Origin of the sequence: Citreimonas salinaria, assembly GCF_900107235.1 — a bacterium.
GTDB classification, from domain to species: Bacteria; Pseudomonadota; Alphaproteobacteria; order Rhodobacterales; family Rhodobacteraceae; genus Citreimonas; species Citreimonas salinaria.
Genome location: NZ_FNPF01000015.1, coordinates 1 through 26,872 on the forward strand (window position 1 = coordinate 1; position 26,872 = coordinate 26,872).

Sequence of the window (26,872 nt, forward strand, 5' to 3'; positions counted from 1 at the left end):
GGCTCTCCGGTCGGGCTACGCCCTCCCTGCGATCCGCCAACCCCGCGTTCTCATCTTGATTGACGCTGAACTCTCATCCTGATTGTCGCGCTGCAAGATTCCTTCCCGAGCAGCAAATCGTCCCTCGTCGAAGAAAAAATTCCCGCTTTTACCTTTCATGAACCGGAGAGTCCGGCTGCGGAACAACTGAGGGTTTGAGCGCGGCAATGGTGCCAGCGCAGAAAGCAAACCAAGGACGAAAACCTCATGAAAAACCTCAAGGGCATCACCGCCATCGAAACCGCCGGCGTTCTGGCCGTTCTCTCCGTTCCGGTGCTGGTCGCCTTCCTGGCATTCGGCCAGTTCTTCGCGAACACCGCCGACGAAGACGCAGACGGCATCCGTGACGGCGTGATCCCCGGCCTGATGGACACCATCACGCAGACCCTGGGCGAAGGCCTGAGCGAAGCGGAGACCGAGGAAGTCGTGACTCCGTAATCAGCTACGGCTGACCTGATTGAGGGGGTGGCATTCGCCGCCCCCTCTTTCGTTCCCAGATCTCTCGTGTTGTCCGGCACCCAGCAGAGCAAGATCACGCTCTCTTTTCATCCAGTTTAATCTACGCCGTCTAAGCAGGGGCAAGCGTTTTCAAGGAGAAACCCCAATGCTGCCCACTGCAATTGCCATGATTGCTATCCTTCTCGCGATCGTTGCCGGCAAGACCGTTGCCCGAACGGACTTGCAGCGCCGAGAGATCGGCACGGAGAACGTCTTCGCTCTCGTTCTCGCCGGCGTCATGCTCGCCTACGCAGCTCCTGTGTCACCCGACCAGGTCTGGGTGGCGCCGGCTTTCGCGGCGTTCCTGGCGCTCGTCATGGGCACCGTGAGCTTTTCCTTCCCGAACAGGCTGGGCATGGGTGACGCCCTGCTTCTGCCGGCCGGGATGCTCTTTGCGGGCCAGCACGGCGCCGTCTACCTCGCATCTGTAGGCATCGGGGCCCTGGGGCTGTGCCTTGTCAGCCACCGCTTGCAGAAGCGTGTTGCGGCCCTGGGGCTCGAGCCGGTGCTCTCCGACGACCTCGAGCACAATGAGACGATGCCCGCCGACTGGCGACACAACCTCGGCTGCCCGGAGCTGCCATTCGGTCTCGTCATCGCCGCCGCCGTGATCGTGACCGCTTTCGTGAAGATCTTCGCATCCGATCTGGGAGGTCAGTGAGATGAAGCGTATCGCTCTCAACCTGTTCCTCGCGGCGACCGTGGCTGTGGCGGCCTGCTCTCCGATGGACCGCAAGCAGGTCACCACACTTCCTGAAAATGGATCGGTGGCTGCCCGGAGCGGCACGCAGATCCAGCCCCAGCCGCGGGCCGCAATCACGACGCGGAACGTGTCGCAGCCGGTCATGCGGGATCTCGAGCAGGTGTCCTCGAACCGGCTTCCGGATGTCCTGGTTGGCCCGTTTGCCGCCGCGGAGATGCCGCTCGTCGATGTCATGGACGCGGTCAGCTACGATTCCGGCGTTGCCTTCAGCTACGGCGGCGATGACCTGGAAGGCCGCACGCTCTCGTTCGTTGATCCGTCGAAGATGCCTCTCGAAGACGCCGTGAAGCGCATCGCGCGGGCGGGAGACCTGTACTGGAGCTATGTCGGCGGGGTGCTAGAACTGCAGTCCGAGCGCGCATACTCGGTATCCGTTCCCGGGGTTTCCGGGGCGGCCGACAGCCTGGCTGCCGCGGTTGCCGGCGTCGGAGCGACCGAAGTCACCGTGTCAGAGGCTTCCGGAGGCATCATCTTCAGTGCCTCGCCGTCTGTCGCCCGGCGCGTTGAAGGCGTCATCAAGAACTGGTCCGGCACCCGCCAGATGATCGATTACGAGGCTTACATCTGGGAAGTCGACCGGTCGATGTCGCACTCTTCGGGGACGACCATCCAGACTCTCAAGAACAAGCTCTCCGCCGTCGCCACGGCAGAGATCCAGGGCAACGGCCTGGTCGTGAAGTCCGAGGCTGCGGACCTGGTCATCGACATGCTGATATCGAGCATCGATGAGAGCAGCTCAAGCCGGGTTCTGTCGCAGCCCACGCTCTCCGTCGTATCCGGCGGAAAAGCTGAGATCGACGTCGGGAACAAGCAGAAGTACGTCGAACGGCTGGCCACGACGACTGAAGACGGGGTTCTGGTCAGCGAGGTAACGATCGGCGAGATCAACAGCGGCATCACGATGTCGATCTCGGGCGAGTACTCGAGCGAGGTAATCGTCACCGATCTCGAGCTGACCCTGTCGACGCTGATCGGCTTCGAGGAATTCGACACCGGATCCGCCAAGATGAAGCTTCCCGAGACCGCGGAGCGAAAGGTCAGCCAGACCCTGCTGGCCCGGCCGGGGGACACCCTGGTTCTTGCCGGCGTGATGTCGAGCGCCGTCGAGCAGGCCGAGACCGGCACCCGCGGTCGCAAGACGTCGGCTTCGGCACGTACGAGCATGACGGAACTCATCGTCGTGTTGCGTCCCCGCGTAACCCAGTACCGCTGAGGAGTTCCTGAAAATGAAGAAACTCCTGATCTTCCTCGTTCCGGCGTCGGTTGCCATCTCTGTCGTCATCGCGCTTGCGGGACTGAGCCAGGGCGGCTCCTCGAAACCGGCCAAGACACCCGCTGCCGCAGTGGTGGTCGCCCCGGAACCCGAACCCGCGCCGACACCTTCGGAGGGGCCGGCGCCTGATGTCGAACCGGTGGAGCCGGAGCCAGAACCCGGACGCATCGGGCTCAAACCCAACCAGCTCACGCACGACCGGCCGATCCCCGGCGCCGCACCGGGTGCCGATGTCGACGTGGTCATCGAGACGCGGACCGAGCTCACCCGGGGCGTCATCGAGACGCGGATCAGCCGCCTTGCCGGTGCCAGACTGGTGGTGACCGAGTTCGGAGAAACGGTCCTCGAATTCGCTGATGCCGAGACACGCGACGAGATCGAGCAGCTCGAAAGAACCCAGGACGTGAGGGTGTTGCTCTCACTGGCAGCCCAAGCGCGGTCCGGCAGCCTTGTCTGCACCCCCAAAGCGTGCGTCGGACTCGAGCAGATCAAGCAGCCGACAAAGGACAAAGCGGATTAATCCGTACGAAATCGGGGCGGGGTTAGAATGCCCGGTGCACAAGAAAGGATTGAATCATGACTGGCAGAGCAAAAGGAACGACGGGCATCGAGACGGCCGTCTTGATTGCAGGATTTTCTGTTCCGATGATCCTTGCCTTCATGATGTTCTCGCCTACCACACTGGAGGAGTGTGGTAGGTTCTGGAAGCTCTTCGACGATTGCGCGGACCCTGCTACCGGTGGATCGGGCAGCGGCAGTGCTTCCGCGGGCTACGAGATTCTGCCAGGTGATTTCGGGGACGAGGAATATGACCCGGATCCCGGAACGACATATTCTGGATGGTGGGTCTTCGGCAATGGCCAGGCATTCTCGTTCCACGAAGAGAAAATGGTTATCCCGGATGACCCCGATTACGAGCATTCCATCGATCCATATTACGCGAAAAATTGGTACGTGGAGAAGGTGGGACATGTAACGCCTCTCGCGGGCTACAACCACGAAAGCAGTCGGGGCAACCTGTGGAATACGTACGCGCTGGAGACCCGGATGCTTCAGCTCGATTCAGGTGTCGATTGCCTGAATGCGTCAACCAGCGGAAAGTATTGTGAAGTCGTCTTGAGCAATCCTGGACAAAATCAGGGCGAGGACGTCCTGGTTGCATCCCGAGCTTGGGAAGTGGCGCCTTACCCTTACTCGTATATCTGGAACCACACGACTTACGAGACGATCGATTACGATCGGTTTGCCATCGACCCTGCCGGCAAGAACGTGGCCATCAAGGATATGCTTGAGGACACGGAAATAAAGAACGACCCGGACGGAAACTACGTCAGCCGATATGAACAGTGGACGAAGGCGGAGTACCAGTTCCAGGGCGACGCGGCCGTTTATGACATATTCAACCGGGGGCGCCCCGATCGAGTCATCGACGCCCAGCAGAACAACATCAGTGTGCATTTCGACGCTCGCGTCGAACTTGAGCTTGCGAACGGGAACTTCGAGACGAACAACTACGTCTTCGATCTCTACGGCGAAAAAAACAACGACTACAGCGGGTTCTATACGTACCGGCCGGCCCCCGGGGGTGTAGTCGCCGCATACCCGACTCGCGACTGGCGCCACAGCCGCGAGGATTACGGTCATGGGCACTTCGCGGATTTCTACGACTCGGATCTGCGTGAGCGGGTGTATTTCCCAGTCCACGGTATAGAGATCGCGGGTGCGGACTGGACTGTTAAGGAATGCAGCTGGTCCGAAGTGCCGTTCGAGCGCGCAACTCAGCACTCGACAGCGAACTACAGGACCGCGCGGGCATCTGTGGGTCACGAAGGCCTTCTGGGCGGCCCGAGCGTCATACTCGAGAACTCCGCGGGAGAGACCTGGGAGCTGATCTACGTCGACCGGCCTCCGATCACCTTGTGCGACGAAAGCAACCCGCTGCTCTTCCGGCAGCGGGGGTGAACTCAGGAATCCTGGAAACAGGAACTGAGCTTTCGGAGTGGCGCTCAAAGGGGTCACCGCCGATGCATATCAAGCAGCCAGCCACCAGGAATAAGGGATAGATCCGGTTAATTCGCGCGAAACCAGCGTGTGCTTTAAGGTTGGCCGCGCAGAAAGGAATGATGATGGGTTACGACAGACAACGAGGCACTACGAGCATCGAAACTGCAGTCCTGCTCGCAGGGTTTTCTGTTCCGGTAATCATCGCTTTCATGATGTTCGCCCCCCAGACAACGGATGAATGCGGCGAGCTCTGGAGGATATTCGATGACTGCGCAGAGGACCCCGCCGGAAGTCCGTCGACCGGCGGGCAGTCTGAAACCACAGAGAAGTACGTGATCAATCCCGGTGATCTCGGGGACGAAGAGCACGACCCGGATCCTGGAACGCCTTATTCGGGGTGGTGGACGTTCGGCAACGGCCAGGCTTTCTCGTTCCTCGAAGAGAAGATGGTGATCCCGGATGACCCCAACTACGAGCATTCCATCGACTCGACTTACGCACAGGATTGGTACGCGGAACGGGTCGAAGGCTATCAGTCTCCGCTGATCCCCCTCGCCGGCTTCAACCACACCACCGGGCGCAACAACGGGTGGAACAAGTATGCCGTCGAGACCCGGATGCTTCAGCTCGACGCCAGCGTCGACTGCCTGAATTCGTCTGGCAACTCACGGTATTGCCAGGTCGCACTGAGCAATCCTGGGCAAAACCAGGGGGAGGACGTCCTGGTCGGCAGCCGGACTTTCGAGGCGGTCGAATACCCGTATCCATACATCTGGTCTGGGTCGACGTTCGAAACGATCGACTACGATCGGTTCTCGATTGATCCGTCGGGACAGAATGTCGGCATCAGAGACGGTCTGACGGACACGGCGACAGTCTATGACCCGGAAGGCCGCTATGTGAGCCGCGAACAGCGGTGGACGAAAGCGGAGTACCAATTTCAGGGCGACGCGACGGTGTTCGACCTGATCGGCTTCGGTCGTCCCGAGCGGATTATCGACGCGCAGCAGAACAATGTCGGCGTCCACTTCGTGAAACACGTCGAGCTCGAGCTTGGAAACGGGAACTTCGAGACGAACAACTTCCTTTTCGGCGCGTACAGCGACAAGGCGAAGCACTACAGCGGGGACTACACGTACCGTCCGGCGCCCGGCGGCGTAGTCGCTGCCTACCCGGCTCGTGACTGGCGACACGGCCGGGAGGATTACGGACACGGACACCTCAACGATTACTACGATTCCGAGCTGGGCGAGCGGGTTCAGTTCCCGGCTCACGGCATTGATATCGAGGGCACGGACTGGGCGATCAAGGAGTGCACCTGGTTCACGGAGGCGCCTTTCGAGCGCGAGACGCAGCACTCGACCGCGAACTACAGGACCGCTCGGGCATCCGTAGGCCACGACGGCCTCCTGGGCGGTCCAAGCGTTATCCTCGAGAACGGCGCCGGGGCAACGTGGGAACTGATCTACGTGGATCGAACCCCGATCGCGTCGTGCGATGAGAGCAATCCTCTGCTCTTTCGTCAGCCCCGCTGAGGGATCCTGAAAATGGCGCAGACGGTAAATATCTACTCGCCCGACGAGGACGTGCGCAACAACACCCGCACGATTTCAGGATCTCTGGGGCTGGTGTGCAAGACGGCCGAGGGGGGCGTCGACGCACTGATCGAGGACATGAACGAGTGGGTCATGCCGCCGCATATCCTCGTCATCGACATGTCCGCTTCGGACGACGTCCCTGCAGATCTCGAGCGGATCGCAGCCGCGGGCCCTTCTGCGGAAATCAGCACGATCGCGATCGGGGATGTCGAGGATCTCCGCCTCGCCCGCCGTCTGCGGAAGCTGGGCGTCGATTACGTGTGCAAGCCGCTCGAGCGGGAAGACTTGGTCGATGCTCTCACGGCTGCCATGGCAAGCACGGATCCTGAAAAGGCCACCGTCGACGCGTCGAAGATCACAACAGTGACGGGCACGGAAGGCGGAACCGGGGTCTCCACGATCGCCGCGGCCATCGCATCGCGGAAGGCAGAAAGCGGCCGGGTCCTGCTCCTCGATCTCGATTTCATCTGCGGCACCCAGTACGTGCTCCACGGCGGCCTGAAAACGGAAGGCTTCTGCTCCGCGATCCAGGTGCCAGCACGGCTCGACAGCGTTTCCCTGGAGCGGCTCGTGAACCGTACGGGGAACCCAAACCTCTACCTCCTCAGTGATCCGGGCCTGCTGCGTTCGCCGCCTGATCCAGGCGGGCTGAGCGGCTTCCTGTCGCTCTGTGCGAGGGCTTTCGACCACGTCGTGATCGACCTGCCTCGTCACTGCGAATGGGGCTCTGTCGTGCTTCCGCTGAGCGGCTCCGTTGTCGTTGCAACGCGACCGTCGTTTGCCGGTGCCGTGCAGCTCGCGGAATTCGTGGAAGCCAAGGGCGCCGGCCTGGTCGACGATGCCCTGGTTGTCGTCGTCAACGACAGCAACGGCGCCAAGTCGGAGAGCATCGAAAAGAGCGCGTTCAGTGAACGGACAACCGCACCGATCATCTACCTGCCGCACGACCCGGTTTCGCTCTACCGCGAAGTGCTGGACGGCGAAATGAGGCTGCAGACGGGCGCGTTCTCGAAGCACTTCAGGAAGCTCGTTGCGGTGACAGCCGGCAAAGCCGAGGAAGAGAGCAAGTCCGGTGGCGGCTTGTTTTCCTGGCTCAATTCCTGAAGGCCGGGCTTACAAGCAGGTCAAGTGACGATCACGGAACCGGTGGGGGTATCCCGACTTAGACCGTGATCGTCATCGCCGTACCAAACCCTACAGCATTAATTACTTGCGATCGCACAACACAATATACTTGTGATGGTACGGATCTCACGACGCTCTACAGGTCCATGCCGCGCTCGCGCCGAGGCCTCTGCAACAGCTGTTCCGCCGGGATCGGCTGGATGTAATCCTGGATTCCGAGGCGCGCGGCGACGCGCCGGGCCCTGTCGTTCGGCATCTTGATATCGAGCTTGTACGCCTGGCGACACAGCGCGAAGAACCGGGGACTGACTGCGTCCCGCGGATGCGACGTGCGCCGTCCGGCTTCCGCGTCCGTCATGCCGGTTCTTTTCAGGAACTCGGCGATAGCTATCATCGCCCGCCTTTGTTCCCTGATCCGCTCTTCTTTCGTCAACTGTGCCATGCCCATTCCTTTTCTGATGACTGCAGAGCAGCAGGCGTACTCCCTTGCGCTTTATTGCCAGTAAATTCAGAAGATTGCCGCAGAGCGTAGCCTTTTTATCCGGGTGAAACCTTGGTGTGGGAGCAAGAGCGCAACAGCACAGGAATTTCATCATGAATACTGAATTCTTCATCTTCGTTGACGCCGCGAGCCCTGCCCGTATTGCTTCCAGGTTCGCCACGCCGATCGATAGTTCGGTTGCCAAGGCAGCTGCTCTTTATCGAGCCCGGGCAGGTCTGTGCTTCCTCGGGGCCGCTCGCATCATCGCGTGCGTCGGTCGACTGCATGGATTGAACGTAGAAGTCATCTGCTCGTTCAAGCGCTCGCAGACCGCCGAGGATCTGGTGCGTGAACTCAAGGGGCGGGCGGCGTTGCTCGATGATTTCAATCGGGCGAAGTTCAACAAGAAGTCGTCCGGATCAATGTGCAACCTGTCGGCACGGTCGGCGTGGCAGCCGGAAACCATTGCGGAAGCAGATGCGGGGTTTGCCCGCTTCATCGACCCCGCGCTCACGATGGAAAATCAGATGTTTCTCGATCCGGACATGACGTTCGATGACCTCGTTCGCACAGGGATCAGAGACGCGAACATGGCGGACATGTGCCGCTCGATGAGGCGGGCCGTGAAGCCCAGCCCCAGCTGCACGATCCACTGAGCTCTTCAGGCCCCGACCATGGCCTTCCTGGTTTTGCTCGCGGTCTTCCCGGTTTTCGGGCTGCCCTTTCCGAAGTCCATCGCCTTGGCGGTGTCGCTCTTCGCGGCTGTGTAGTTCGGCGCCGTGATCGGGAAGTCCTCCGGCAGATCCCACCGTGCGCGGTATTCATGCGGCGTCATGCCGTGCGTCGATCCCAGGTGGCGCTTCAGCATCTTCATGCCGCGGCCGCATTCGAGGCAGTAGACCATATCGTCGGTCACAGCCTTCTCGATCGGGACCGCCGGCCTTTTCGGTGCCGGCGCAGGCGCGGAAGAGCTGGGCTTGCGGTCTGCTGCCTGGGCCTTCGCCCGGTTCGAACGGGCCGGGGTATCTTCCTGGACCGCCTTCGGCGCTGCTACCGGCTGGCTGCCCGGGGCCGGTGTCGTTGCTTCGAACTCGGCACGCAATCCTGACACGAGCCGGATCACGTCTTCAGGCGTGGAGCTTTCCTTCTGAGCGAAGGCTTCAGCTATGCGGAACCAGTCCGCGGGAACGGTCTTGTCTTGAGTTGTCATGGGTGCCTCGGATGAAATTCATCAGTTCAGTCCTGCGCCCACTATTCATGCATCACCGCGGCCGTCAATCCTGATCTACGATCACTGAACGGGAGGGCGCTGAGAGCATGTTTATCCCGTCGAAACCGGCATCGGGCATGCTGGCGCAAACGATAGCGCTGCAGCTGAATGGAGAGCGTGATGACGACCAGTTTGTCGGACAGACTCAAGGACTACTACAGGCCGTCGACTGTCCGCCGGAAGAGCGAGACCGTTGAGACGTTCTTTCCGAACGGCTACAACATCGACGACTTCAAGGCAGCGATCTCAGAGTTCAAGTGCCGGCTCACCTCACTCGCAAAGCAAGCGCAAGACGATGCCCGGAAGACTTCCGACCCCAACCGGAAAGCGGCTTTCAGGAACGTCGCGGCCGCCGCCGAGCTCGAGGCGCACAAGATCGCGATGGTCAAGGACCAGGTCAACAAGCTGCGATTTAGCCCAAAGCCGCTCGAAGCGCTCTGCGACAATGAGGCTTTCGTGAACCGGCTGAACAAGACGCAGTCACCGAACTTGCTTGCCGCGGTCGTCCACCGCAGCGACGCCATGCGCCCGGCAGAAGCCTTGCTGGCACGCGATATCGTGATGCAGTTCAACCGGAATCTGGACGAGCTTCGAGAGAGCCGCCAGGAGATCGAGCAGGGGTTCATCAGGAAGGCGCCGAAGCAGGCGGTTGACCGGAAGCCGGTGGCGAAGAAGACGTTCCTGGGGATTTCTTTCTGAACCAGGACACGTTGCTCTGCGTCATGCCGGGGTGGTATCCTGCGATCAGGAGGATACCGACATGGTCGACGAGACTGAGCATAAGGCCTCTCTGTCGTCCGACGATGCGGAGACGCGGCAGGAGTGGCTCGCGGAGAACGCTGCTGCATTGGCGAAGCAGGCGGAATGGCACGACCGGCAGGGACATCCGCTGAGTGACATCATTTCAGCACCTGGCAGATCTACCTGGACTCGCTGACTTACCACACGGTCTAAGCGGTAATCCTTCCGGGGACGCTGCGGCTATCCCGATTTAATCTCAGAAAAATCGAGCAGAAATAGACTGACGCCCTGAACAGAAAGGGCGTTGTTTTGCTTATCACGACCACAGAATGGATCACCCCGCCACAGGATTGCGAAGTCGTCGCGATCGGAATCGTCGAGGCGAATTCCACTCGTGCGACCAGCGCGATGAAGGACAGCCTGGCCGGTGTCCGCGACTTCTTCGGCGGGCGGTCGAAGACGTACAGCACGATGTTCGAAGCGCTGCTCGAGGACGTCTATAAAGAGCTCGAAGAGAAGGCCAGGAATGCTCCCAGCGTCGATGCCGTGGTCGGGTTGCGTACGAACCTCATCCCGCTGGGGGGAACGAAGCTCGTTGGCTTGCAGGCCATCGGGACCGCTGTCGGATTCCGGAAGAAGGGCCCCGCGCAGTCTATCCCGGATAGCCCGGCCCCGAAGCAATGATGTGGAAGGCTCACCTTGCGCTGGGTGCGCTGGCGGGGGTGGTGTTGAGTGCGTTCGGACCATCCCAGGCGCCGGTGATCATCACCGCGGCGCTCCTCGGGAGCCTGCTGCCTGATCTCGACCACCCACACAGCAAGCTCGGTCGCAAAGTCCGCCCGCTGTCGGATCTCGTCTACGCAGTGATGGGTCACCGGACCGGGACGCACTCCGTGCTTTTCCTGGTGTGTGTGTCGGCTCTGGTTGGTTTCGTGCACATGCCAGCAGGCGCCGGCCTTGCCTTGGGGATTGCGTCTCACCTGCTCGCGGACGCGGTGTCGTACTCCACGGGAAGACCGTTCACGACCGGCGGGGCAGGGGTGCCGGCGGCATGGCCGGTCTCGAACTCGCGCGTCGGCGTCCGCATCGTCCGGGTGAACGGGTTCTTCGAGCACTTCGTGGTCACCACCGGTGCTGCGATGCTCGCGTTCGCCGTTGCCGCTCTCACGCTCTGAGCTGGCGCCGACGATGGCTTCTACGCGATCCGAACTGGGCGTGTCTGTTCGCCACCGCGGCGAGCTTTTCGACATCCAGTGTTTCCAGGACGCGGAGTGCAACGCAGCGGTGCAGGTGGTTGAAAACCGCACCTGGTTCCAGTTTCAGGGTTTCGTCCCCATTCGCCGCGTCCGCGATCGTCGGATCCTGCTCGATTAGTTCCAGCAGATCGTAGCTGCCCCGGATTTCATCCGATGCGACGACTTCCATGGTCGTCTCCCGGATCGCCTCAAACACCTGGTTCTTGAGTGGTTCGCGCAGGTACGATTCAGGTCCGTGGCGGCGATACATGTCGCGCAGAAACTCTCGAGTCCAGGTCTGTATAACCTTATTCGCGGTGTCGATGCAGAGCTTCTTGAACGGCGACGTCTGATCGAAGAGCACGCCCGACGAGAGTGGCGCCTGGATCGCATCGCCGTCGATGCCGAAAGCCTGGTCAGCGCGGAGCTCGGCCGCCTCTTGCTCGCTGAGATCGCTCGTCAGCCTTTTGTCCTCTTCGATGAAGTAGTCAAGGAGGAAGTCGCGATCGTCGCCTTGTAGGTGATCAAGATGCGAAAACGCGTGGAAGATCGTGTCAGCAGTCATGGATCAGTTCCCTTTAATCTCTGCTTACCAGGTTTGCGAATATCTGACATTGTCAATACCTGCGGGAAGGATAAATCGTGGATCTGAGGAAGCTGCATGGGCAGGTAATCCGGGTGCGATGCCGCTGCGGAGAGAGCAGGGAAGAGCAGGTGACCCGTGACCTGATCGAGGTCCATGCGACGCTCGAGAAGCTGTCGGAAAGCCTGAAATGCGACGCATGCGGCGATCCCGGTGTTACATGCGATGTCGTCTTCATCAGGAACGTCGAGGCAAACTACCGCCAACGCACCCCAATAAGCACGTCAATCATGGATGCCGACGGAGAGATCAATCTCGATGCCTGCGACGAGATGTTCGAGGGCGTCCGGTGTGAGGAGCCGACCGCCGAGAGATCTACAGCTGAGAAGGTGGCACCGAAAGCCGAAGGCAAACCGACGAGGAAGCGGCTTTTGATCCGGATGAAGCAATTGCGCTCGAAGACGAAAACGGGTGAACCGTCACGAGCAGTGAACAGGATCGAGAGCTGACATCACACGTACACGCCGTGCTCCAGCTTGGTCAGGTGCTTCTCGACAGCTCTTACGCCCGCGGAGGAAGCCAGGAGGTCGACCGGGCGTCGGTTGTCGAGTCCGGGTGTGGGTGCAAGCAACCAGGCCTCAGCGCTTTCCTGATCACCAAGTGTTTCCGTCGCCTTAGCCAGAATCCGGGCAAAACGCCACGCCCGGCCGCCCTGGGCGGCGGTGAGACGGCTTCTGCTGTTTACGTGCCGGCGGAACGTCTTCCGGCTCATCCCCATGACGGTCTCGAAGGTATCGCGAGACGAAAGGACGTCGACGGACTCGATGAGGTGTTCAAGGGCTTGCGGCGGCATACCGGTGACGAGCATATCGTGCGCGTCGAGCGAGCTTCCTACAAAATTCCTGAAAACGGTGCTTCCGCCGAGAAGTTCGAAAGCGCGCTCTTCCAGTTCTCCATCCATGCCGTACCTCGCCATACCTCATCGCCTTCAAGGTGGCACACGGGTACCGGAATCCAATCAATTTTCCCGCGGTGATCCGATTCAGTTGCAAGGCTCGGGCTCAGCGCCTGATCTGCGAATGGCGGTGACATGAGCAGGTGCTGAAAACGAAAAAGAGCCCGCCTTTCGCTGACGGGCTCTTCCTGGGACAGAGATGCGACCGTGGATCGTTGAATCAGAAGGCCATCGCCACGCCCAGCGAGTAGTTGTCGCCCTCGTGCTCGAAGCCGTCAACTTTCAGATCGCTTTCTGAGAAGCCCGCTTGAGCAACGAGACCGCCGCCGAGGTCATAGTTGACAGCAAAGGCGTAGCCGCGGCTGGTGGGGCCATCGACGCCATCGAAGTCGTTGTAGATGCCGTAATTCGCAGCGACAGACAGGGCATCTCGGGTGTAGCCGACGCCGATTGCTGAGTGCTTCATCGTCTTCGACCAGTTGGCTTGGTCGTACTCCACATAGCTTGCGACGGTCCGAAGCCCGTTCTCGTGGCTCGTCGAGACACTTGCGCCGGCGACGGTGTGCAGACCGTCATCGAAGCCGTAGTCGTCCGCGTCGACGACAGTGCGCTGGTGACCAACACCAACCCGGACGTCCACGCCGGCAATCCTGCGGTCGTAGGTGAAGCCAACGCCATACACAGGGGAGCTTTCGCCCATGTCATCGACTTCGACGGAGACGTGACCGGCGACCGACCCGGCGGAGCGAGAAAGCCGAGCGATCTGGCCGTCGTAGATACCATCGAGCGCCGAGTTGCCGCTGTAGCCGAGGTGCTCTTCTGTGTCGTTGATCGTGCCGACCAGGGATGTTTCGGCTACGGCCGCATCGAACGCGCCGTCGGTGTCGCCGACGTCCAGGCGGTAGTCGCCGTACACCAAGAACCAGGTCGCGCCGTCATCGTCGGTGCCGTCGAAGCTGTCGTCACCCTCGTCGAGATCGACAGACGCGCCGTAGCTCAGCCCGTTGTCCGTTTGCCCGGTCATCGTGAAGACCACTTCGATGTCGGTGAAGATCTGGTCGACGCCGCCGCTAGACGGGGTCCCGTATCGCTCTCCGCCGACGATGCCGACTTCAGCCGAACCGGCGACGTCAACGTACTGTGCGGATGCCATGCCCGCGGAAGCGACCAAAACCGAGGTAGCGAAAAGGATAGATTTCATTGCAGTTCTCCAGAGTTTGCGCGCTCTGGATAGCCGCTAAAGGTTTAGCTGAATTGAAAAAAACAAGAGTTATTCGTTGGAGACGATGAATAGGGTTGCGCGGTCTACGCTGATTACATACGTTCAATGTAACAGGGATGGACGAGAACAATGAAGAGCGCAGTCGCAGTCGATCTACTCGAGAAGATGGCGAAGGACGGGAAGTACGTCTACTCGACGCCCGATCTTCGTATGCTGTTCACTGAGTCCGAGCGGACCCGGATCGGCACCCTCGAGCGCCTCGTCGGGAAGGGGATCCTGGTCCGCGCCACGGAGGCCTCGGGCATCTACGTGTACCCGGACGGCCGCTCGGAAGGCAGCAGGATCAGACATCAGGTCGCACTGATGCTCCGGCAGGGGCACTATTCGTACATCTCGCTGGAAAGCTCTCTGAGTGCGTACGGCGTCATCGATCAGATCCCGGCGGTGCTGACGGTCATGACGACCGGCCGCGAAGGCAAGTTCACCACCCCTTGGGGACGGATCGAATTCGTTCACACAGAGCGCTCGCCGGTGGACATCCTGACCCGGGCCCGCCGCGGGCCGGACGGGAACCTCGACATCGCGCTGCCGGACATGGCGCTCGAGGACATGAAGCGCACCAAGCGGGACCTCAGTCTCGTTGATTGGGAGATGTACCAGGAAGCCCTGGAAGAGCTGGAGGAATTCTTGTGATTGCAACGCAGAGAGACGACTTCAACAGGATCGTCGAACTGGCGACCGCCGAGGCTAACCTGACCGGCACGGGGATGGAAGAATACCTCGAGAAGGAGTTGTTGCATTACGACATCCTCTACGCTCTTCAGCGAGAGGGCCTGCTCGAGGGAATTGTCTTCCAGGGCGGTACGTCACTCCGTCTCTGCCACGGCTCTATCCGATACTCGCACGACCTCGACTTCGCTGCCGGCCGCGGCTTTGCGACAGCTGATGTCATGGCGATCAAGGATTGCCTCGAGACGTACCTGAGCGAGCGCTACGGCCTCGACGTGACCGTGAAGAACCCGAAGAAGGTCCGCGACGAGCCGGATTACGAGAAGATCCACATCGACGCGTGGTGGTGCAACCTCGTAACGCGTCCGGATCGGCCCGATCTGCCTCGGCAGAAGATCAAGATCGAATTTGCGAACGTGACGCCATTGACCTCCGAAGGGGTGAAAATCCGCGCGAAATACTCAGTGCTGCCTGCGATGTACGACCGGATGGTTGTACACTCAGAAGCCCCGCGCGAGATCCTTGCGGACAAGCTCGTTGCGCTCCCCGCCGTGTTCGGAAAGCGGGATGGCTTCGTGCGCTCGCGTGACTTGTGGGATATCTCATACCTCGCTCGCATCGGCGCGGAGCCGGATTGCGGGATGGTTGCTCACAAGATCGACGAGTACCGGGAACAGGACTACGGAGCTCACCTGACAGGGTTCCTTGATGCTCTCCCCCAGATCATGGAGAGCAAGGCATTCAGACAAGAGATGCGCAAATACCTGACGCCAGGGGACATCGAAGCTTACATCGAGAACCCGGGCTTCCGTCAGACGATGCTTGATGACGTCACGGGTGCCCTCAAAACCGTTCAGCGAGAGCTCTATCCTGACCCGGACGACACCCCGTCCGGACCAGGGATGTAGTTACCGCTCGTTTCCCTGATCGCGCGACAGGCGAGCCGAGGCAGGGAGCCGGCCGCGGAACCGCTCGAGATCCGAGAGCACCTGGGAAGACCGCCCGGCAACGCCAGGTCTGTCGTGCAACTGGAGGATTCCCTCGGCGCAAGCCTCGTCCACTTCCATCTGGGTGACGCAATACCCAATCCAATCAAGATCCCTGATTTTCTTGACGGCCTCAGCGAAATCATCGCGAACACCGGGACCATACGCCTCTTCGGCAATGTGCCAACCCCAACGCGAGATCATCACCGACAGGTCAAGGATGTCCTCGCTGAGCGCCGCCGGGTCCTGCCAGCGGTCCGAATTTGCCAGCAGCTTCTCGGCGTACATGAGTTCCCGACTGAGAACCGGCACGCCCAGGCGTGAATCCAGCGCCCCATCAAGTTCTATCCGGGCTTCGAGCACGATCTCGATTTTGATGTCGATGCCGTTGGCTCGGACGACCGTCTTCAGACCGTACCGGTCCGCGCGTATGTCGCGGACGGTCTCAATCGTCTCGCCCAGGCGCAGGATGCCATCCAAGTTCGGTTTGCCGGCAAGAGCTGTTCGGAGGGCCCTGAAGCCATCCCTGTCCGAGCAGAGGAAGTCGATGTCCGGGCTCTTTCGGTAGCCTTCCGAGCAGAGAGGGATCGCGGTCCCGCCGCTGAGAAAGCACTTCGACCCAGCCAAGAATTCACCGTCGATTGAACGGAGGATCGACAGGATCGCGGAGTGGCAGTCTTGTTTCGAAAAAGCAGATTTGACGATGCCGGCTCCGATGAAGACGCCGTTACCGAACTTCTCTACGAGCTGTTCCAGGAGGTTTCTTTCCTCGTCATCAAGCTTGTCCGTCTCTACAAGGCACCAGTTACGCTCGTAGAGGCCGAGTGCTTCCTCCGCGCCGATCACGGCTTCGCCGGGCCGATTCCAGCATAGGCTGCGCAACTGGGGGTAATCTCGGACTCTGATCCGCATGACGAAGACCTCGCTCCAACTCTACTGAAGATATCCGGGACAGGACCGGGATACACCCCGGCAGTCGACGATTTCATGAAGTTTGTGCCTCAGGCATAAACAGACGCCAAAAACGGTAGTTTCGGGTTCACACTTTGCCGATCTGTGAACCTGAAACTACCATTTTTCGGGTTTCACCTCTCCCGCGCGCGGTTCCTTGGACTCGGGTTTTTGTGGGGTGCGTGGTGGTTGCAGTCTACGGCCTGAGGCCTCCTGAACGGGATACCCTTGCCTCCTCACCTGCTCCTGCGAGGTGTCGCGGCAGCCTGGGCGTTACCGACGAACTGAGCGACGATCGTCGCCTGCTTGCGTCGATTACCCGGATGCAGAGAGACGGAAAGGCGCCCGACGATGCCGAGGATGGCCTGCAGGACGGCCGGAAGTCCCGCTCGCAGGTGAAGACGCAGCATGCGCTCTGCATACGCCTCCAGGGCCTCTCCGGGCTGCTCTGGGCTGTGCTGGCAGAGTTCCCGGAGCCGCGCAGCAGACTCACCGGCGCGGGGCGATTTCAGGACCGTTGTCGCCAGGTTGATGGCATCGAGGTCTTCGCTCATCACGCGCAGGCACGTGCGGAGGTCCTCGCGATCGCTGTTCGTCGCCAGGTTCAGGTCGGCAAGGATCTCGACGAGGAAGCTCAGGAAGTCTGTCGTACGGTCCTGCTCGAGCAGATCGCAGAGAGCGTCGATTTCATCATCAAATGCGGCTTCGGACAGGTGAAACCGGTGGGCTGCACAAGCCGCGGCCGCCGCAACCAGGATGCCGTGCTGCATCTCTGTCTTCACCGGGCGCCGGAACCGCTTGTCGACATGGATGGCTGAATAAATCCTCATGGCTTCACCTCTTTCTCTTCTTTGGAGGTTGCAAAATTCAGATGAAAGTCAACCTTCTTGGAAGGGAAAAGGAACGGCGACATGAGAGATACCTGCGATATCCTGAATCTGGGGAAGACGAAGTACCGCCACACGATCTCTTTTCTTGAAGAGGAAGGGTTCTCGTTTTCAGGCAAGAAGAGCGCTCCCGAGATCGATGCAGACCTGCTCATGTCGGTCGTCGACGATGCTATCGACCAGGTCTCCGGGTCTGCGAAATCAGGAAGCCATCTCGAAGGGGGAACGTTCGACCAGCTCTTTCGCGGGATCGACGAGGTGCAAACATCCGAAGAACGGATCCGCAGTGCTCTCTATCGCTGCCGTCCTGGCCCGGTGGAGCCGGATACTGATGATCTGGTGAGCTGCAGGCTTTGCGGTGAGCGCCATGCTGCGCTGACGAAGCATCTCAGTGCGGTGCACAGGTTCTCGCGTGAAGACTACGAGCTGGCGTTCCCGGATGCGGCCGTAGAGAGCAAGCAGTACCGGGAACGCAAGAGGGCAGGTGGACTGCGATCAGTGCAGGCGGCGGGAAAGGGCGCCTAGTAGCTCGCATGCGACGTGCTCGCAGAAGAGCCAGATGTAGCTGCCGTGGTCCGGCGCATCGGGCGTGAGAGCGCACCAGACGCCGGCGTCTGACAGGAATTCAGGCAGTACATCTTCGAGGGGAACGAGCGCGTCGCTGGTGAGGGCGAGACTCAACCGAGTGTGCTTGTTGAGATAGACGTGGGCGGTGACGGAATCCCGGCATTCGGTGGCGTAGACCTGCTCGCTGATCGCGCTGGGATCGAAGTCGCCGTTCTCTCGCAGCGTGGCGAGGATGCCTTCAGCGGCGTCCTCGGCGGCCTTGATGGCTCGCTGCGCCTTCTTGATGCGGCTCTGATCGACGGGTGACGGGGTGGACATGACCGAGAGCATGAGAGCGTCGACCGGGTTTTCGTGAGTAGCAGTGTGCACTTTCCAATATCCTTGTTGCTGGAAACAAGGATACCGTCACACATGTCGATTACGACAGGATAAAAATCGAGAGCAGGCGTCGCCGCCAGTCGTCAGGCCACCGCTTGATCCTGACCCAGTGTCTGCTGGAGCAGCTCGTAGAGTTCCGAGGACGCCTCGTCGTGGTATGCGGCGATCTCCTGATAGAACCGGGATGTCGAGCAGGATCCCCGCATGAGCTCGTAAATGGCGGCGGCACGCCGGGTCGGCGGCGCCGGCAGCACGTGGGTCTCGAAGAACTCCCGGTGAGCCACGACACCGCGGTAGATTTCCTGCTTGCGACGGAAGGTGCCGGCCCCGTCGTAACAAAGCCAGAAGAGGAACCCGCTGAAGTCGGTGTCAACGATTTGATGTGCGTAGAAGTCGTCCTGGCGTAGAGCAGCTTGCAGTTCCGTGATGGTGTGCAGCGTCAGGATATCCAGTCGCTCGATCTCTTGCGCGACCATCCCGAGGTACCGGGCGTTGATGAGGTCGTGCGTGAGGTCTTGCAGTCGTTCCTTCGCAGCGCTCGAGAACAGGTCACCGCCTATCTTCACGGCTTCCTGGATCGGTGCATGGATCGTCGCCGCGGCCGCGTAGACATCGGCCACGTCGAACATGTCCCCGGTCAGGTCTCCGACGCCGATCCGGGCGTCGACCAGGTTTCCGGCAGTCACGTAGTAGTCCGGGGTCTCAAACAGCTGTTGCGAATGCATTTCCATATCCTCTTCTGTCTCTTCGCAAGTGTGCGAAACGGCCGGCAAGGGAACCCCCCTCGGTTAATAAAAATGCCGCATCCGATCCTGAAAACATACGGCGGCGGCAGAGCGTGCCCGGATGTATTTAATCCTGGCGAAAACGCAGTGTGCGACCACCGGCTCTGATTGAACACGGAGCCAAAATCATGAAATTCGGAGCGTCGACGCGAAAGCCCGAAGGGGAGGACACACCCCACACACGCCCCCCCAAGCCGGAAGGTCATCGACCGGAAAGACCGGATGCTGCTCGTAGCGTGTCAAAGCCCGCGCCCGCGGTCGCGCTAGAAGATCGGCAGGTGATCTCAGCTGAAATCAGGAAGAGGCTGAACGTCGACGCAGTCAGTCAGCTGACCGACGCAGAGCGTTACGAGCAGATCCGCCAGGCAGTCGAGATGGTCGCGAGCGAAAAGCGCATGATGATCACGCAGGCCGAGCAGGATCAGATCGCGCGAGAGGTTGCCGCGGACCTGACGGGTCTCGGACCGCTTCAGCAGCTGATCGACGACGAAGCGATCACCGACATCATGGTCAACGGCCCCGATCAGATCTTCGCCGACATCCGTGGCAAGGGACGCCACCTGACCGATGTGACTTTCCGGGATCGCAAGCACCTGGAAGCGGTCGCTCAGAAGATCGCCCGGGACGTGGGCCGCAAGGTTGACGAGAGCACGCCGCTTGTGGATGCGCGCCTGGCGGACGGCAGCCGGGTCAACGTCGTGTTCTCTCCGATCGCGCTCGACGGGGCCTCGATCTCGATCCGCAAGTTCCCGGCTAACTCGTTCCAGCTCGATGACCTGGCCAGGTTGGGTGCCATGAGCCCGGACATGGCCCGCTTCCTGAAATTGGCCGCCAGCAGCCGTCTGAACATCATCGTGAGCGGGGGCACGGGCTCGGGCAAGACGACGCTGCTCAACGCGATCACGAAGTATTTCGGGGCAGACGATCGGATCGTCACGATCGAAGATGCCGCGGAACTTCAGGTTCAGCAGCCGCACGTGGTTCGCATGGAAACCCGCGTCGCCTCGGGCGAGGGTGGCGGGGCCGTCACACAGACGGATCTCGTGAAGAACGCTCTGCGCATGAACCCGGATCGCATCATCCTGGGCGAGGTCCGGGGTGGTGAGGCGTTTGACATGCTTGCCGCGATGAACACCGGACACGACGGATCCCTCGCAACGCTGCACGCGAACAACCCCCGGGATGCCCTCGCGCGCCTGGAAAACATGGTGTTGATGGCTGGATTCGATCTACCGGCCAGAGCGATCCGGACCCAGATTGCCTCGGCGGTCGACCTCGTGCTCCAGATCTCGAAGGGCCGCGATGGCGTCCGGCGCATCAACAAGATCTCTGAAATCAACGGGATGGAAGGCGAGCTGATCATCGTCAACGACCTGTTCGAGTTCGAGATCGAGACCGTCAGCGCAGAACGGATCCATGGCAACTTCAAGGCGGCCAAGGTGAAACCGACGACGCTGCACAAATTCAGGGCCGGCGGACACGAGCGCGAGGTCTCGAGCATCTTCGGCGGGTAGCTCGGAACGCCTTTTATCCACGTTTAAGCGCATCCCGGTAGGCAGAGGGCGTTCACACAGGTTTCTCATGATTTTGCTCTCTGCAGTTGTCTCACTCGCTCTTGTGTTAGTGCTTGCCTTGGTTGCGATCGGACCGATCAAGAGAGCACGCAAGTCGCGGCGCCTGGCATCACGACTCCTGAAAAACGACACCAAGCCGGCGGGCGTGTCTCCACCACCTCCACCGGTCATTACGCGTGATCCGGACCTCGAGAATTCAGGATCTTCGTTCAAGCTGCCGATCCTGTCCCGGCTCGTCGAGAGTGCGCGATACGGCGGCCTGGGTCGCCTTGCCTGGCCGGCCGTGGTCGGTGTCTTCGTCCTCACCTGGCCGTTGTCGAACAAGCTTCCGCTCGATCACGTGCCGAAGATTGTCTCGCTGTTCGTTGCTTTCGTGATCGTCAACAGCGCCGCCCGGATCGTCTTCGGCATGCTGGCTTCGAGAAAGCGGGCACGTATCGAAGCCGAGATCCCTGTTTTCCTGGACGCCGTCGCCCGGGGCCTCAGCGTCGGGAAATCTTTTACCGCCTGCCTGGAATCGGCAACGGAGAACCTGGGGCCGGAGATGTCGCTGGCCGTTCGCGAGATATCGGCAGGTATGAGTGCCGGGTTCCTCGCGTCCGAGCTGTTCGAAGAGCAGGCGCGCAAGCACGATATCGGAGCCTTCCTCTTCGTCGCCGCGGTGGTCGCTGCATCAGAGCGATCCGGCGGCTCGATGACGGCCGCGGTGCGCAACCTGTCGGGGGTGGTGCGCAGCCAGCGTGACCTGAAACTGAAGGTGAAAGCCCTGGCAGCCCAGGGTAAGGCCGGCGGATACATCATTGGACTGATGCCGTTGGGGATGATGCTCGTGATGTCCGGCGTCCAGCCGAAGATGATCGAGCACCTCTTCTCGAACATGATCGGCAACCTCGTGTTCTGCCTGATCCTTGCTCTCGTCTACATGTGCTTTGCCACGGTCAACAAGATCGCGAACATGAAAGTATGACCATATGTCTTTCAATTTGAACGCGAAAACCATCTTCATGGCGAGCCTGTTCGGTCTCTTCGGCGTGCTCGCCGGATCGGCGATCAAGGGCATCCCGTTCTTGAGTCTGGACGCTGTCCTTTTCGGTGCCGTGGCGGGTGGTATCTTCATCGTCACGCGAGCCGTGATCGCCGTGGCGCTGCACCGGGCCGACGCCTCAAGACAGCTCAAGCGCCGGACACGCTCTCAACGCCAAAAGCGCGAGGACCTGCGGCAGCGACTCCTGGAAGCGGGCAAGATCCAACTGGTCGAGCGCAACGATGCGGAGCTGAAGCCGTGGATGTCTCCGTTCATCGGCGGCATGCAGAATGCCGACCGACTTCGGTCACAGCTCGCGACGGCGGGATACCGGGGGCAGAACGCGATCACGAACTACGTCCTCGCACGGATCGGCGTCCCCCTCATCGGCGCGGCGATCGGGGTAACCGTCGCCAGCTTGCTGACCAGCGGCGCCATGGTCCCTGGAATTGCGGCCACCGTGATGGCGCTGGCCGGCTGGTCGGCAATCCCGTTCCAGCTCGGCCAGAAGTCTCTCGAACGCGGAGAAAAGGTCGGCGCCGGCATGGCAGACACGGTCGACATCCTGCTGATCTACGTGACTGCCGGCGTGCCGTTCGACGCCGCGATCGAGGATGCGGTTCCGAAGCTCAAGCGGATCGCACCGCCGATGGCTGACGAGCTCGAACGTCTCAACCGGGATCTGCTCACGACGAACGATCGCCAGGATGCATTCGACAGCTTCCTTGCGAGGGCACAGTCGACGCCGGTCCTCGAGTTCGTTTCGATCGTCAAGCAAGCTGACAAGGAAGGCACTCCGATGTCGGCCGCCCTGGCAAGGCTATCCGAGACCCTGAGGAAAGAGCGGTTTCAGACCGCCGAGCGCAAGGCGGGCAAGATCCCGTCGATGCTGCTGATGCCGCAGCTGCTGTTCGCGTTCCCGGCATTCGTGATGACGATCCTGTTCTCGCCGATCTACGAAGCGGCGCAGCAGATGATGAAGATGTTCTCATCATGACGGCGATCCTACATCTCTTCACGACGCCTGTTCTCGTTCTGCTGGCTCTCGGGGCCGTCGAGGGCGCTCTCTTCCTGTTCGTGAACATCGAGATCAGCTTCGCGACGATCGATATGTCGAACCGGCTGAGGTCAGGGCAGACGATCGAAGAAGCCCTGGAGTCGAGCCCGTTCTCAGACACCCAGTTGAGCCGGCTCTGCAGAGATCCTGAAAACGGGCAGGGGGGCTACGTGTGGTCCGTTTCCACGACGACGAGCGCCGCCGGCTCCCTAGAAATCCTGGGAACGAGTTGCCGCTATGCGTTTTCAGACTCCGGCGTCGTCGCGTCCTTCGGTGGCGGGTATCCTGCAGGCGGCTTTCTGAGCCGGTCGCAGCTTGTCCAGATCGAGGAGCCGTCGTCATGAACGTGGGAGCGATGGGGGCCATCCTGGCGCTGTGCTTGGGCATCGTTGCCGCTCTGGACGGCGGCATTCAAGTGACCCGGTCACTTCTCGCGAAGCATCTTGCGAACGACCTGCACCGGGCCGCGGTCGACCTGGATCTCGACAGGGTCGAGGCACCGACTGATGCGGAGATCGAGAAGCTGCGCGACGTGATCGAGGTGACGCAGAAGCAGGCGTATCCGGAGGAGCCGCAGTTCCGGGCGCGCGTGCACCGATACGTCTTGCGTGGGGGTGAGCGAAGGGTCCTCTGGGAGGCTGATGTGGCGGGTTCCTTGGGGGCGGTAACGGAACTCAAGAAGGCTACGGGTGCACCGGAAACCGGCGAGGAGACGTACATCGACGTGATCGTCTACTACGACCGCCTTGCTATCATGATCGATGCCTGCGACCCGTGTTCGATCACCGCGCTGCCCGGATTGTGACGTCCAGTTCAACCCTCGCTCCGAGGTGCTCAAGAACCTCTATTACGGGTCCTGGATTGCCGAGAGTTGCCGGATCCGGGGACATGTAACTCGACATCTGCGAGTGATGCTTGTCGAGATCCTGGGCCACGCTCTGAGCGGTGACCTGGCGCTCTGTGAGTAGGGCACGCAGAGCTATACCCAGCTGCAGGCGCAGGTGCTTGATCATACGTCGGCCGTCGCCAATCGGGAGGCCGTTTCGGGGGTGGCCGAAATCAGATCGCAGAAGAGGAGGCTGCGGCGCGATCGGGACCCACTCCGACCCGTCCTGGACGAAGACCCTCGTGTGGATTTCAGTATCCTGACCCATGGCTTGCAGGGCGTCGAGTTTTCGGGAGGCCGCGGTCCGGTCGACGAACTCAAAACCGCTCAGGAGCGACAGGAACGGCCGGCTGACACCGATATCCGCGGCGATGTCTTTCAGAAGGCGCTCGTCGGCGTCGATCGCTGCTCTGAGTTGCCTGCAGAGCAGCTCATTCAGGTCGTCGAAGGGGAGCGTCTGGGCGCAGATGATGCGGGCCTTGGTGGGGGTGTCGAGCATGAGATCTGTTCCTCAGGTCAGGTGTTCGTCGTGATGCGGAAGTAGAAAGTCCAGTCCCGGCCGAGGTAATACGGGAGGCGATTCAATCCTGCGTAGATCTTGTACGCGCCGGTCTCCCGGAAGCCTCTGTAACCGACAAGGACTCCCTTCTTTTCAGTGAAAATGGGCTTCATGCGGATCGGTTGATCCCGGATCGACGAGCGGTCGATCGTCAGAAAGATGTTCTCTGCAACGACGTCGTTACAGATGTCCTCGACGGACAGGTAAGGACCTTGGTCAGCGAGGGGTGCAATGCGGAACTCGAGGCTCGCTGCCCGCAGGTGTTTCACGCCATCGAATGCAAAGGCATGCGCAACCCTCTGCGGCGCCTTCAGGCCAGGAACGTAGCGGTAGACAATGCTCGTGCGCACGTCGACTTCAGTCGTGAAGTAGCCGCCGGCAAAAGGACTGAGCCCGCCGGCGATCACGTTATTGAAAGCCTGGTCGGCCTGGGAACGGAAGCTCCGCATTCCCGTAGTTGAGGTAACATTCGTCATGACCGGGAAGTTGCAGTAGATCTGAAAATTGCAAGCCTCGGATAGACAAGATCAGGAACCCGACCTCAGTTTATGCCTCAGGCACAATCCTAGATGAATCTTACGCAACGGCAACATGGAAGCTTGACACAGAGCGCTCTGCATCGAAGAGTGAGAAACTTGGCAGCAATGCCAGACGCGCGGCCCGGGGCAACTCGTGCTGTCCCAAGCAAGCTGTTATCCCCACCCTGGGCCGCGCGTACCAGCATAGAACACAGGACGAGGAGAGGAAAGGGCTGCAACGGTAGAGGATCTGTAGGGTGTAGCCAGTCGTATTGGTACCCGCCCATCCCAAAGGCGCCTTTCTTCCATTTTCAGAAGTTTTCCCTCTTCCAGCGCAAGCGGATCTCTTTCCCTGATCAGGGCAGGACACCCTGACCTTGTGGACGCCTCCTGGTGCCTGGCAAGGCGCCTGAACGCCCTTGGGGGAGAGTTTCCTGTCCCCGTCAGGGGGTGTCTTCCCTGGGCGGCAAAGCGGCCCTGTGGGACTACTGAAGCGGCCTTTGTCGGATGGTGTGAGACGACTTGCGGGAGCAGGGACGTGACGACAAACCCGTAACCCATAGGCTACGGGTTTTGCCCAATCCGTAGCCTATAGGTTACGGAAAGGAGGGGGGGGGGCGCCTTTTATCAGCGCAGCTGTGGGAGGTGTCTGTTTCTGAAATGGACGGGCCCCTGCCGAGTTAACGACAGGGGCCCTGGACAAGGATAGAAGTGATGGACTCGCTTCATTGCGTACAATGATCAGATAGCTTTTTCGGCTAAGGATTGCAACCGCATTCCGTCTGGTTTTCGCTTTTTCTTCAGTGTTCTTCGGCCACCATTTCCACACACTTGACGCATGCCGCCGCGCGACATCCGCCACCGACGCGCCGGGCACCGGCTCTCCGCCGGGATCCGCGCCCGCTCCGGCTTCGAGCGCATCCGTCGCCCCGTCGGGCCCTCGAGCACCTCCAGCCGAGAAGCCCCACCGCCGGTCGAGCCGTCCAAACGGACGCCTCGTTCCAACCCAAGTCGTCCATCGCTTATGCGCGCGGAGTATGGCCCAGTCCGGTCACCAGCGGCAGGACGGGATCGGCATCGCGCTTACGTTCGACCCAGGGACGGGCCAGCCTGGCTAGAAAAAGGAACTTGTGAAGTCCACGTGGTCGGCGATTTGGTCGGACAAGGTCTCGAAGAACCCATCGCGGGCGGATTGGCGATAGACGGCGTAGTATGTGACGGTTGGAAGCTCAGGCTTAGTGGGAATGACCTCGACCCGTCCGCTTTCGGTGAGGGTTGAAAGGTAACTCTTGGCGGCAATGCAGAGACCTTTCCCAGCTATGACAAGACCCAACGTGGCGTGCTGGCTGTCTATCTGAACCGTCGGGCGCCGAGTCACGTTGTGCTTGTGCAGCCATGAAGCGAGACGGGCAGAGAAGCCCGAACGGCTTCCTTGCATGATAATGTTGTAGTCCTTGAGGTCTGCGATCGCGATCGGTCTCTGACCAGAGATCATGCCGGGTTTGGAAAACAGGGCAACTTCCAACTCGGCGACCTTTCGGAAGCTCACGGTCCCGGGGAAGTGCATTTCCGGGATCACAACGATATCGAGTTCTCCGTCCTCGACCATCTGCATCAGGTCACGGCTCAGGCCGATGGTGATCTCGTATTCCAGTTCCGGGCGCAGCGGGACCGACTGTTCCAGGAATTTCGGGAGCCAGGTGAGCGACGACAGCTCGGTAACGCCAGCCCTTACGGTCCGCTTTTGATCTGAAAGGTCGCCATCCTTCGTGAGATCGGCTGCCCGTGACAGCAAATCCTTGGCTCGCTCGAAGTAGCGCTCCCCTCGCTCGGTCAGGCTGGCTCGACGCTTGCTTCGATCAAACAGGCTGATCCTGGACGCCGCCTCGAGATCGCTGATCCTCTTCGACACGGTGGACTGAGTCAGGTTCAACGCTCTTGCAGCTTCTTCGAATGAGCCGGCCTCGACCACCGCCACGAACGCTTCAAGCTGGCCCAGTGTGATACGCATGATCTCTCTCACGGTCTCGTGCCGCAGTTGGACAGCCCATGTCGGCACTGTCAACACGCGCCGCACCACACTGACTCATTCCTCAGTCCGATGGTATCGGATCGAAATAAATCGTTGGAAGTGAACTGATAGAGGTGTTTGACTGAAGAGAAACCGCTGAGTCGCTTGATGGA

Annotated in this window: 33 protein-coding genes; 21 read left to right on the plus strand and 12 right to left on the minus strand. The window is 60.6% G+C overall.

The window, feature by feature from the left end; genetic code table 11:
- Positions 1 to 246 precede the first annotated feature (246 nt).
- From BLW27_RS15605 to BLW27_RS15635, 7 genes are all read left to right on the plus strand, one after another.
- Positions 247 to 477: a hypothetical protein gene (locus BLW27_RS15605; RefSeq protein WP_089884618.1), complete on the plus strand. Its 231-nt coding sequence runs from the start codon at positions 247 to 249 to the stop codon at positions 475 to 477.
- A 166-nt stretch (positions 478 to 643) separates the two neighbouring features.
- The gene (locus tag BLW27_RS15610) at positions 644 to 1,198 is read left to right on the plus strand and encodes a prepilin peptidase (protein WP_089884620.1); all 555 of its coding nucleotides are present in this window, start codon (positions 644 to 646) and stop codon (positions 1,196 to 1,198) included.
- Between the two features lies 1 nt (position 1,199).
- A complete protein-coding gene (locus BLW27_RS15615) occupies positions 1,200 to 2,513 on the plus strand; it encodes a hypothetical protein (RefSeq protein ID WP_089884623.1) in 1,314 nt (437 codons plus the stop codon).
- Positions 2,514 to 2,526: 13 nt separating this feature from the next.
- Positions 2,527 to 3,093 (plus strand): hypothetical protein, encoded by a 567-nt coding sequence (locus tag BLW27_RS15620; RefSeq protein ID WP_089884625.1) that lies wholly within the window; start codon positions 2,527 to 2,529, stop codon positions 3,091 to 3,093.
- Positions 3,094 to 3,149: 56 nt separating this feature from the next.
- Positions 3,150 to 4,535, plus strand: a complete 1,386-nt coding sequence (locus BLW27_RS15625) for a hypothetical protein (protein ID WP_089884628.1) — start codon at positions 3,150 to 3,152, stop codon at positions 4,533 to 4,535.
- 158 nt (positions 4,536 to 4,693) lie between these two features.
- The gene (locus tag BLW27_RS15630; RefSeq protein WP_089884629.1) at positions 4,694 to 6,112 is read left to right on the plus strand and encodes a hypothetical protein; all 1,419 of its coding nucleotides are present in this window, start codon (positions 4,694 to 4,696) and stop codon (positions 6,110 to 6,112) included.
- A 12-nt stretch (positions 6,113 to 6,124) separates the two neighbouring features.
- The gene (locus BLW27_RS15635; RefSeq protein WP_089884631.1) at positions 6,125 to 7,279 is read left to right on the plus strand and encodes a CpaE/TadZ family protein; all 1,155 of its coding nucleotides are present in this window, start codon (positions 6,125 to 6,127) and stop codon (positions 7,277 to 7,279) included.
- 157 nt (positions 7,280 to 7,436) lie between these two features.
- On the opposite strand, the gene BLW27_RS15640 is transcribed toward BLW27_RS15635, so the two are convergent.
- On the minus strand, positions 7,437 to 7,742 hold the full coding sequence (locus BLW27_RS15640; protein ID WP_089884633.1) for a hypothetical protein: 306 nt from the start codon (positions 7,740 to 7,742) through the stop codon (positions 7,437 to 7,439).
- 152 nt (positions 7,743 to 7,894) lie between these two features.
- Here BLW27_RS15640 and BLW27_RS15645 point away from each other — a divergent pair, with 152 nt between their 5' ends.
- A complete protein-coding gene (locus BLW27_RS15645) occupies positions 7,895 to 8,437 on the plus strand; it encodes a hypothetical protein (RefSeq protein WP_089884635.1) in 543 nt (180 codons plus the stop codon).
- Positions 8,438 to 8,442: 5 nt separating this feature from the next.
- Here BLW27_RS15645 and BLW27_RS15650 read toward each other — a convergent pair whose 3' ends face one another.
- A complete protein-coding gene (locus BLW27_RS15650; protein ID WP_089884638.1) occupies positions 8,443 to 8,991 on the minus strand; it encodes a MucR family transcriptional regulator in 549 nt (182 codons plus the stop codon).
- Between the two features lie 180 nt (positions 8,992 to 9,171).
- Between BLW27_RS15650 and BLW27_RS15655 the strand changes: the two genes are divergently transcribed.
- The 4 genes from BLW27_RS15655 (at position 9,172) to BLW27_RS15665 (ending at position 10,967) form a co-directional block, all read left to right on the plus strand.
- A complete protein-coding gene (locus BLW27_RS15655; RefSeq protein ID WP_143042297.1) occupies positions 9,172 to 9,750 on the plus strand; it encodes a hypothetical protein in 579 nt (192 codons plus the stop codon).
- Between the two features lie 61 nt (positions 9,751 to 9,811).
- Positions 9,812 to 9,988 carry a type II toxin-antitoxin system CcdA family antitoxin gene (locus tag BLW27_RS21270; protein WP_177177938.1) on the plus strand — a complete coding sequence of 59 codons (177 nt, stop codon included), beginning with the start codon at positions 9,812 to 9,814 and terminating at the stop codon, positions 9,986 to 9,988.
- Between the two features lie 113 nt (positions 9,989 to 10,101).
- The gene (locus BLW27_RS15660; RefSeq protein ID WP_177177939.1) at positions 10,102 to 10,476 is read left to right on the plus strand and encodes a YbjQ family protein; all 375 of its coding nucleotides are present in this window, start codon (positions 10,102 to 10,104) and stop codon (positions 10,474 to 10,476) included.
- Positions 10,476 to 10,967 carry a metal-dependent hydrolase gene (locus BLW27_RS15665; RefSeq protein WP_177177940.1) on the plus strand — a complete coding sequence of 164 codons (492 nt, stop codon included), beginning with the start codon at positions 10,476 to 10,478 and terminating at the stop codon, positions 10,965 to 10,967. The genes BLW27_RS15660 and BLW27_RS15665 overlap by 1 nt, the downstream gene beginning before the upstream one ends.
- Here the strand turns inward: BLW27_RS15665 and BLW27_RS15670 are convergent.
- Positions 10,957 to 11,592: a hypothetical protein gene (locus BLW27_RS15670; RefSeq protein ID WP_089884646.1), complete on the minus strand. Its 636-nt coding sequence runs from the start codon at positions 11,590 to 11,592 to the stop codon at positions 10,957 to 10,959. The two genes, BLW27_RS15665 and BLW27_RS15670, sit on opposite strands and share 11 nt — an antisense overlap.
- A 77-nt stretch (positions 11,593 to 11,669) precedes the next feature.
- Between BLW27_RS15670 and BLW27_RS15675 the strand changes: the two genes are divergently transcribed.
- Complete coding sequence (locus tag BLW27_RS15675) at positions 11,670 to 12,119, plus strand: hypothetical protein (RefSeq protein ID WP_089884648.1); 450 nt, start codon at positions 11,670 to 11,672, stop codon at positions 12,117 to 12,119.
- Positions 12,120 to 12,121: 2 nt separating this feature from the next.
- Here the strand turns inward: BLW27_RS15675 and parS are convergent, their stop codons facing one another.
- Positions 12,122 to 12,571 carry a type II RES/Xre toxin-antitoxin system antitoxin gene (gene parS / locus BLW27_RS15680; protein WP_177177941.1) on the minus strand — a complete coding sequence of 150 codons (450 nt, stop codon included), beginning with the start codon at positions 12,569 to 12,571 and terminating at the stop codon, positions 12,122 to 12,124.
- A 214-nt stretch (positions 12,572 to 12,785) separates the two neighbouring features.
- Positions 12,786 to 13,766: a porin gene (locus BLW27_RS15685; RefSeq protein WP_089884652.1), complete on the minus strand. Its 981-nt coding sequence runs from the start codon at positions 13,764 to 13,766 to the stop codon at positions 12,786 to 12,788.
- A 150-nt stretch (positions 13,767 to 13,916) separates the two neighbouring features.
- Between BLW27_RS15685 and abiEi the strand changes: the two genes are divergently transcribed.
- Both abiEi and BLW27_RS15695 read left to right on the plus strand, forming a co-directional pair.
- Positions 13,917 to 14,480: a type IV toxin-antitoxin system AbiEi family antitoxin gene (gene abiEi, locus BLW27_RS15690; RefSeq protein ID WP_089884654.1), complete on the plus strand. Its 564-nt coding sequence runs from the start codon at positions 13,917 to 13,919 to the stop codon at positions 14,478 to 14,480.
- Entirely contained in the window at positions 14,477 to 15,424 is a 948-nt protein-coding gene (locus tag BLW27_RS15695) for a nucleotidyl transferase AbiEii/AbiGii toxin family protein (protein WP_089884655.1), read from the plus strand. The genes abiEi and BLW27_RS15695 overlap by 4 nt, the downstream gene beginning before the upstream one ends.
- Here the strand turns inward: BLW27_RS15695 and BLW27_RS15700 are convergent, their stop codons facing one another.
- Both BLW27_RS15700 and BLW27_RS15705 read right to left on the minus strand, forming a co-directional pair.
- The gene (locus tag BLW27_RS15700) at positions 15,425 to 16,348 is read right to left on the minus strand and encodes a nucleotidyl transferase AbiEii/AbiGii toxin family protein (protein ID WP_177177942.1); all 924 of its coding nucleotides are present in this window, start codon (positions 16,346 to 16,348) and stop codon (positions 15,425 to 15,427) included. It lies immediately after the preceding gene.
- A 341-nt stretch (positions 16,349 to 16,689) separates the two neighbouring features.
- Positions 16,690 to 17,283, minus strand: a complete 594-nt coding sequence (locus BLW27_RS15705; protein WP_089884659.1) for a hypothetical protein — start codon at positions 17,281 to 17,283, stop codon at positions 16,690 to 16,692.
- Positions 17,284 to 17,364: 81 nt separating this feature from the next.
- Here BLW27_RS15705 and BLW27_RS15710 point away from each other — a divergent pair, with 81 nt between their 5' ends.
- Positions 17,365 to 17,865 carry a hypothetical protein gene (locus BLW27_RS15710; RefSeq protein ID WP_089884662.1) on the plus strand — a complete coding sequence of 167 codons (501 nt, stop codon included), beginning with the start codon at positions 17,365 to 17,367 and terminating at the stop codon, positions 17,863 to 17,865.
- Here BLW27_RS15710 and BLW27_RS15715 read toward each other — a convergent pair.
- Together BLW27_RS15715 and BLW27_RS15720 are read right to left on the minus strand one after the other, a co-directional pair.
- Entirely contained in the window at positions 17,836 to 18,276 is a 441-nt protein-coding gene (locus BLW27_RS15715; RefSeq protein ID WP_089884664.1) for a hypothetical protein, read from the minus strand. The two genes, BLW27_RS15710 and BLW27_RS15715, sit on opposite strands and share 30 nt — an antisense overlap.
- 92 nt (positions 18,277 to 18,368) lie before the next feature.
- Positions 18,369 to 19,010 (minus strand): hypothetical protein, encoded by a 642-nt coding sequence (locus BLW27_RS15720; RefSeq protein WP_089884666.1) that lies wholly within the window; start codon positions 19,008 to 19,010, stop codon positions 18,369 to 18,371.
- Positions 19,011 to 19,348: 338 nt separating this feature from the next.
- Here BLW27_RS15720 and BLW27_RS15725 point away from each other — a divergent pair, with 338 nt between their 5' ends.
- The 5 genes from BLW27_RS15725 to BLW27_RS15745 all read left to right on the plus strand — a co-directional run bounded on the left by BLW27_RS15725 (position 19,349) and on the right by BLW27_RS15745 (position 23,530).
- On the plus strand, positions 19,349 to 20,584 hold the full coding sequence (locus BLW27_RS15725) for a TadA family conjugal transfer-associated ATPase (protein ID WP_177177944.1): 1,236 nt from the start codon (positions 19,349 to 19,351) through the stop codon (positions 20,582 to 20,584).
- Positions 20,585 to 20,651: 67 nt separating this feature from the next.
- Positions 20,652 to 21,611 (plus strand): type II secretion system F family protein, encoded by a 960-nt coding sequence (locus BLW27_RS15730; protein ID WP_089884670.1) that lies wholly within the window; start codon positions 20,652 to 20,654, stop codon positions 21,609 to 21,611.
- Positions 21,612 to 21,615: 4 nt separating this feature from the next.
- Entirely contained in the window at positions 21,616 to 22,665 is a 1,050-nt protein-coding gene (locus BLW27_RS15735) for a type II secretion system F family protein (RefSeq protein WP_089884672.1), read from the plus strand.
- Positions 22,662 to 23,069 (plus strand): hypothetical protein, encoded by a 408-nt coding sequence (locus BLW27_RS15740; RefSeq protein ID WP_089884674.1) that lies wholly within the window; start codon positions 22,662 to 22,664, stop codon positions 23,067 to 23,069. Before BLW27_RS15735 ends, BLW27_RS15740 begins: the two co-directional genes overlap by 4 nt.
- A complete protein-coding gene (locus BLW27_RS15745) occupies positions 23,066 to 23,530 on the plus strand; it encodes a hypothetical protein (protein ID WP_089884676.1) in 465 nt (154 codons plus the stop codon). The genes BLW27_RS15740 and BLW27_RS15745 overlap by 4 nt, the downstream gene beginning before the upstream one ends.
- Here BLW27_RS15745 and BLW27_RS15750 read toward each other — a convergent pair.
- From BLW27_RS15750 to BLW27_RS15760, 3 genes are all read right to left on the minus strand, one after another.
- Positions 23,508 to 24,110 (minus strand): hypothetical protein, encoded by a 603-nt coding sequence (locus tag BLW27_RS15750; protein ID WP_089884678.1) that lies wholly within the window; start codon positions 24,108 to 24,110, stop codon positions 23,508 to 23,510. The genes BLW27_RS15745 and BLW27_RS15750 overlap by 23 nt on opposite strands.
- Before the next feature lie 17 nt (positions 24,111 to 24,127).
- Positions 24,128 to 24,646, minus strand: coding sequence for a hypothetical protein (locus tag BLW27_RS15755; protein WP_143042300.1), 519 nt, complete (start codon positions 24,644 to 24,646; stop codon positions 24,128 to 24,130).
- A 1,156-nt stretch (positions 24,647 to 25,802) separates the two neighbouring features.
- Positions 25,803 to 26,699, minus strand: a complete 897-nt coding sequence (locus BLW27_RS15760) for a LysR family transcriptional regulator (RefSeq protein ID WP_143042301.1) — start codon at positions 26,697 to 26,699, stop codon at positions 25,803 to 25,805.
- Positions 26,700 to 26,872: the final 173 nt, after the last annotated feature.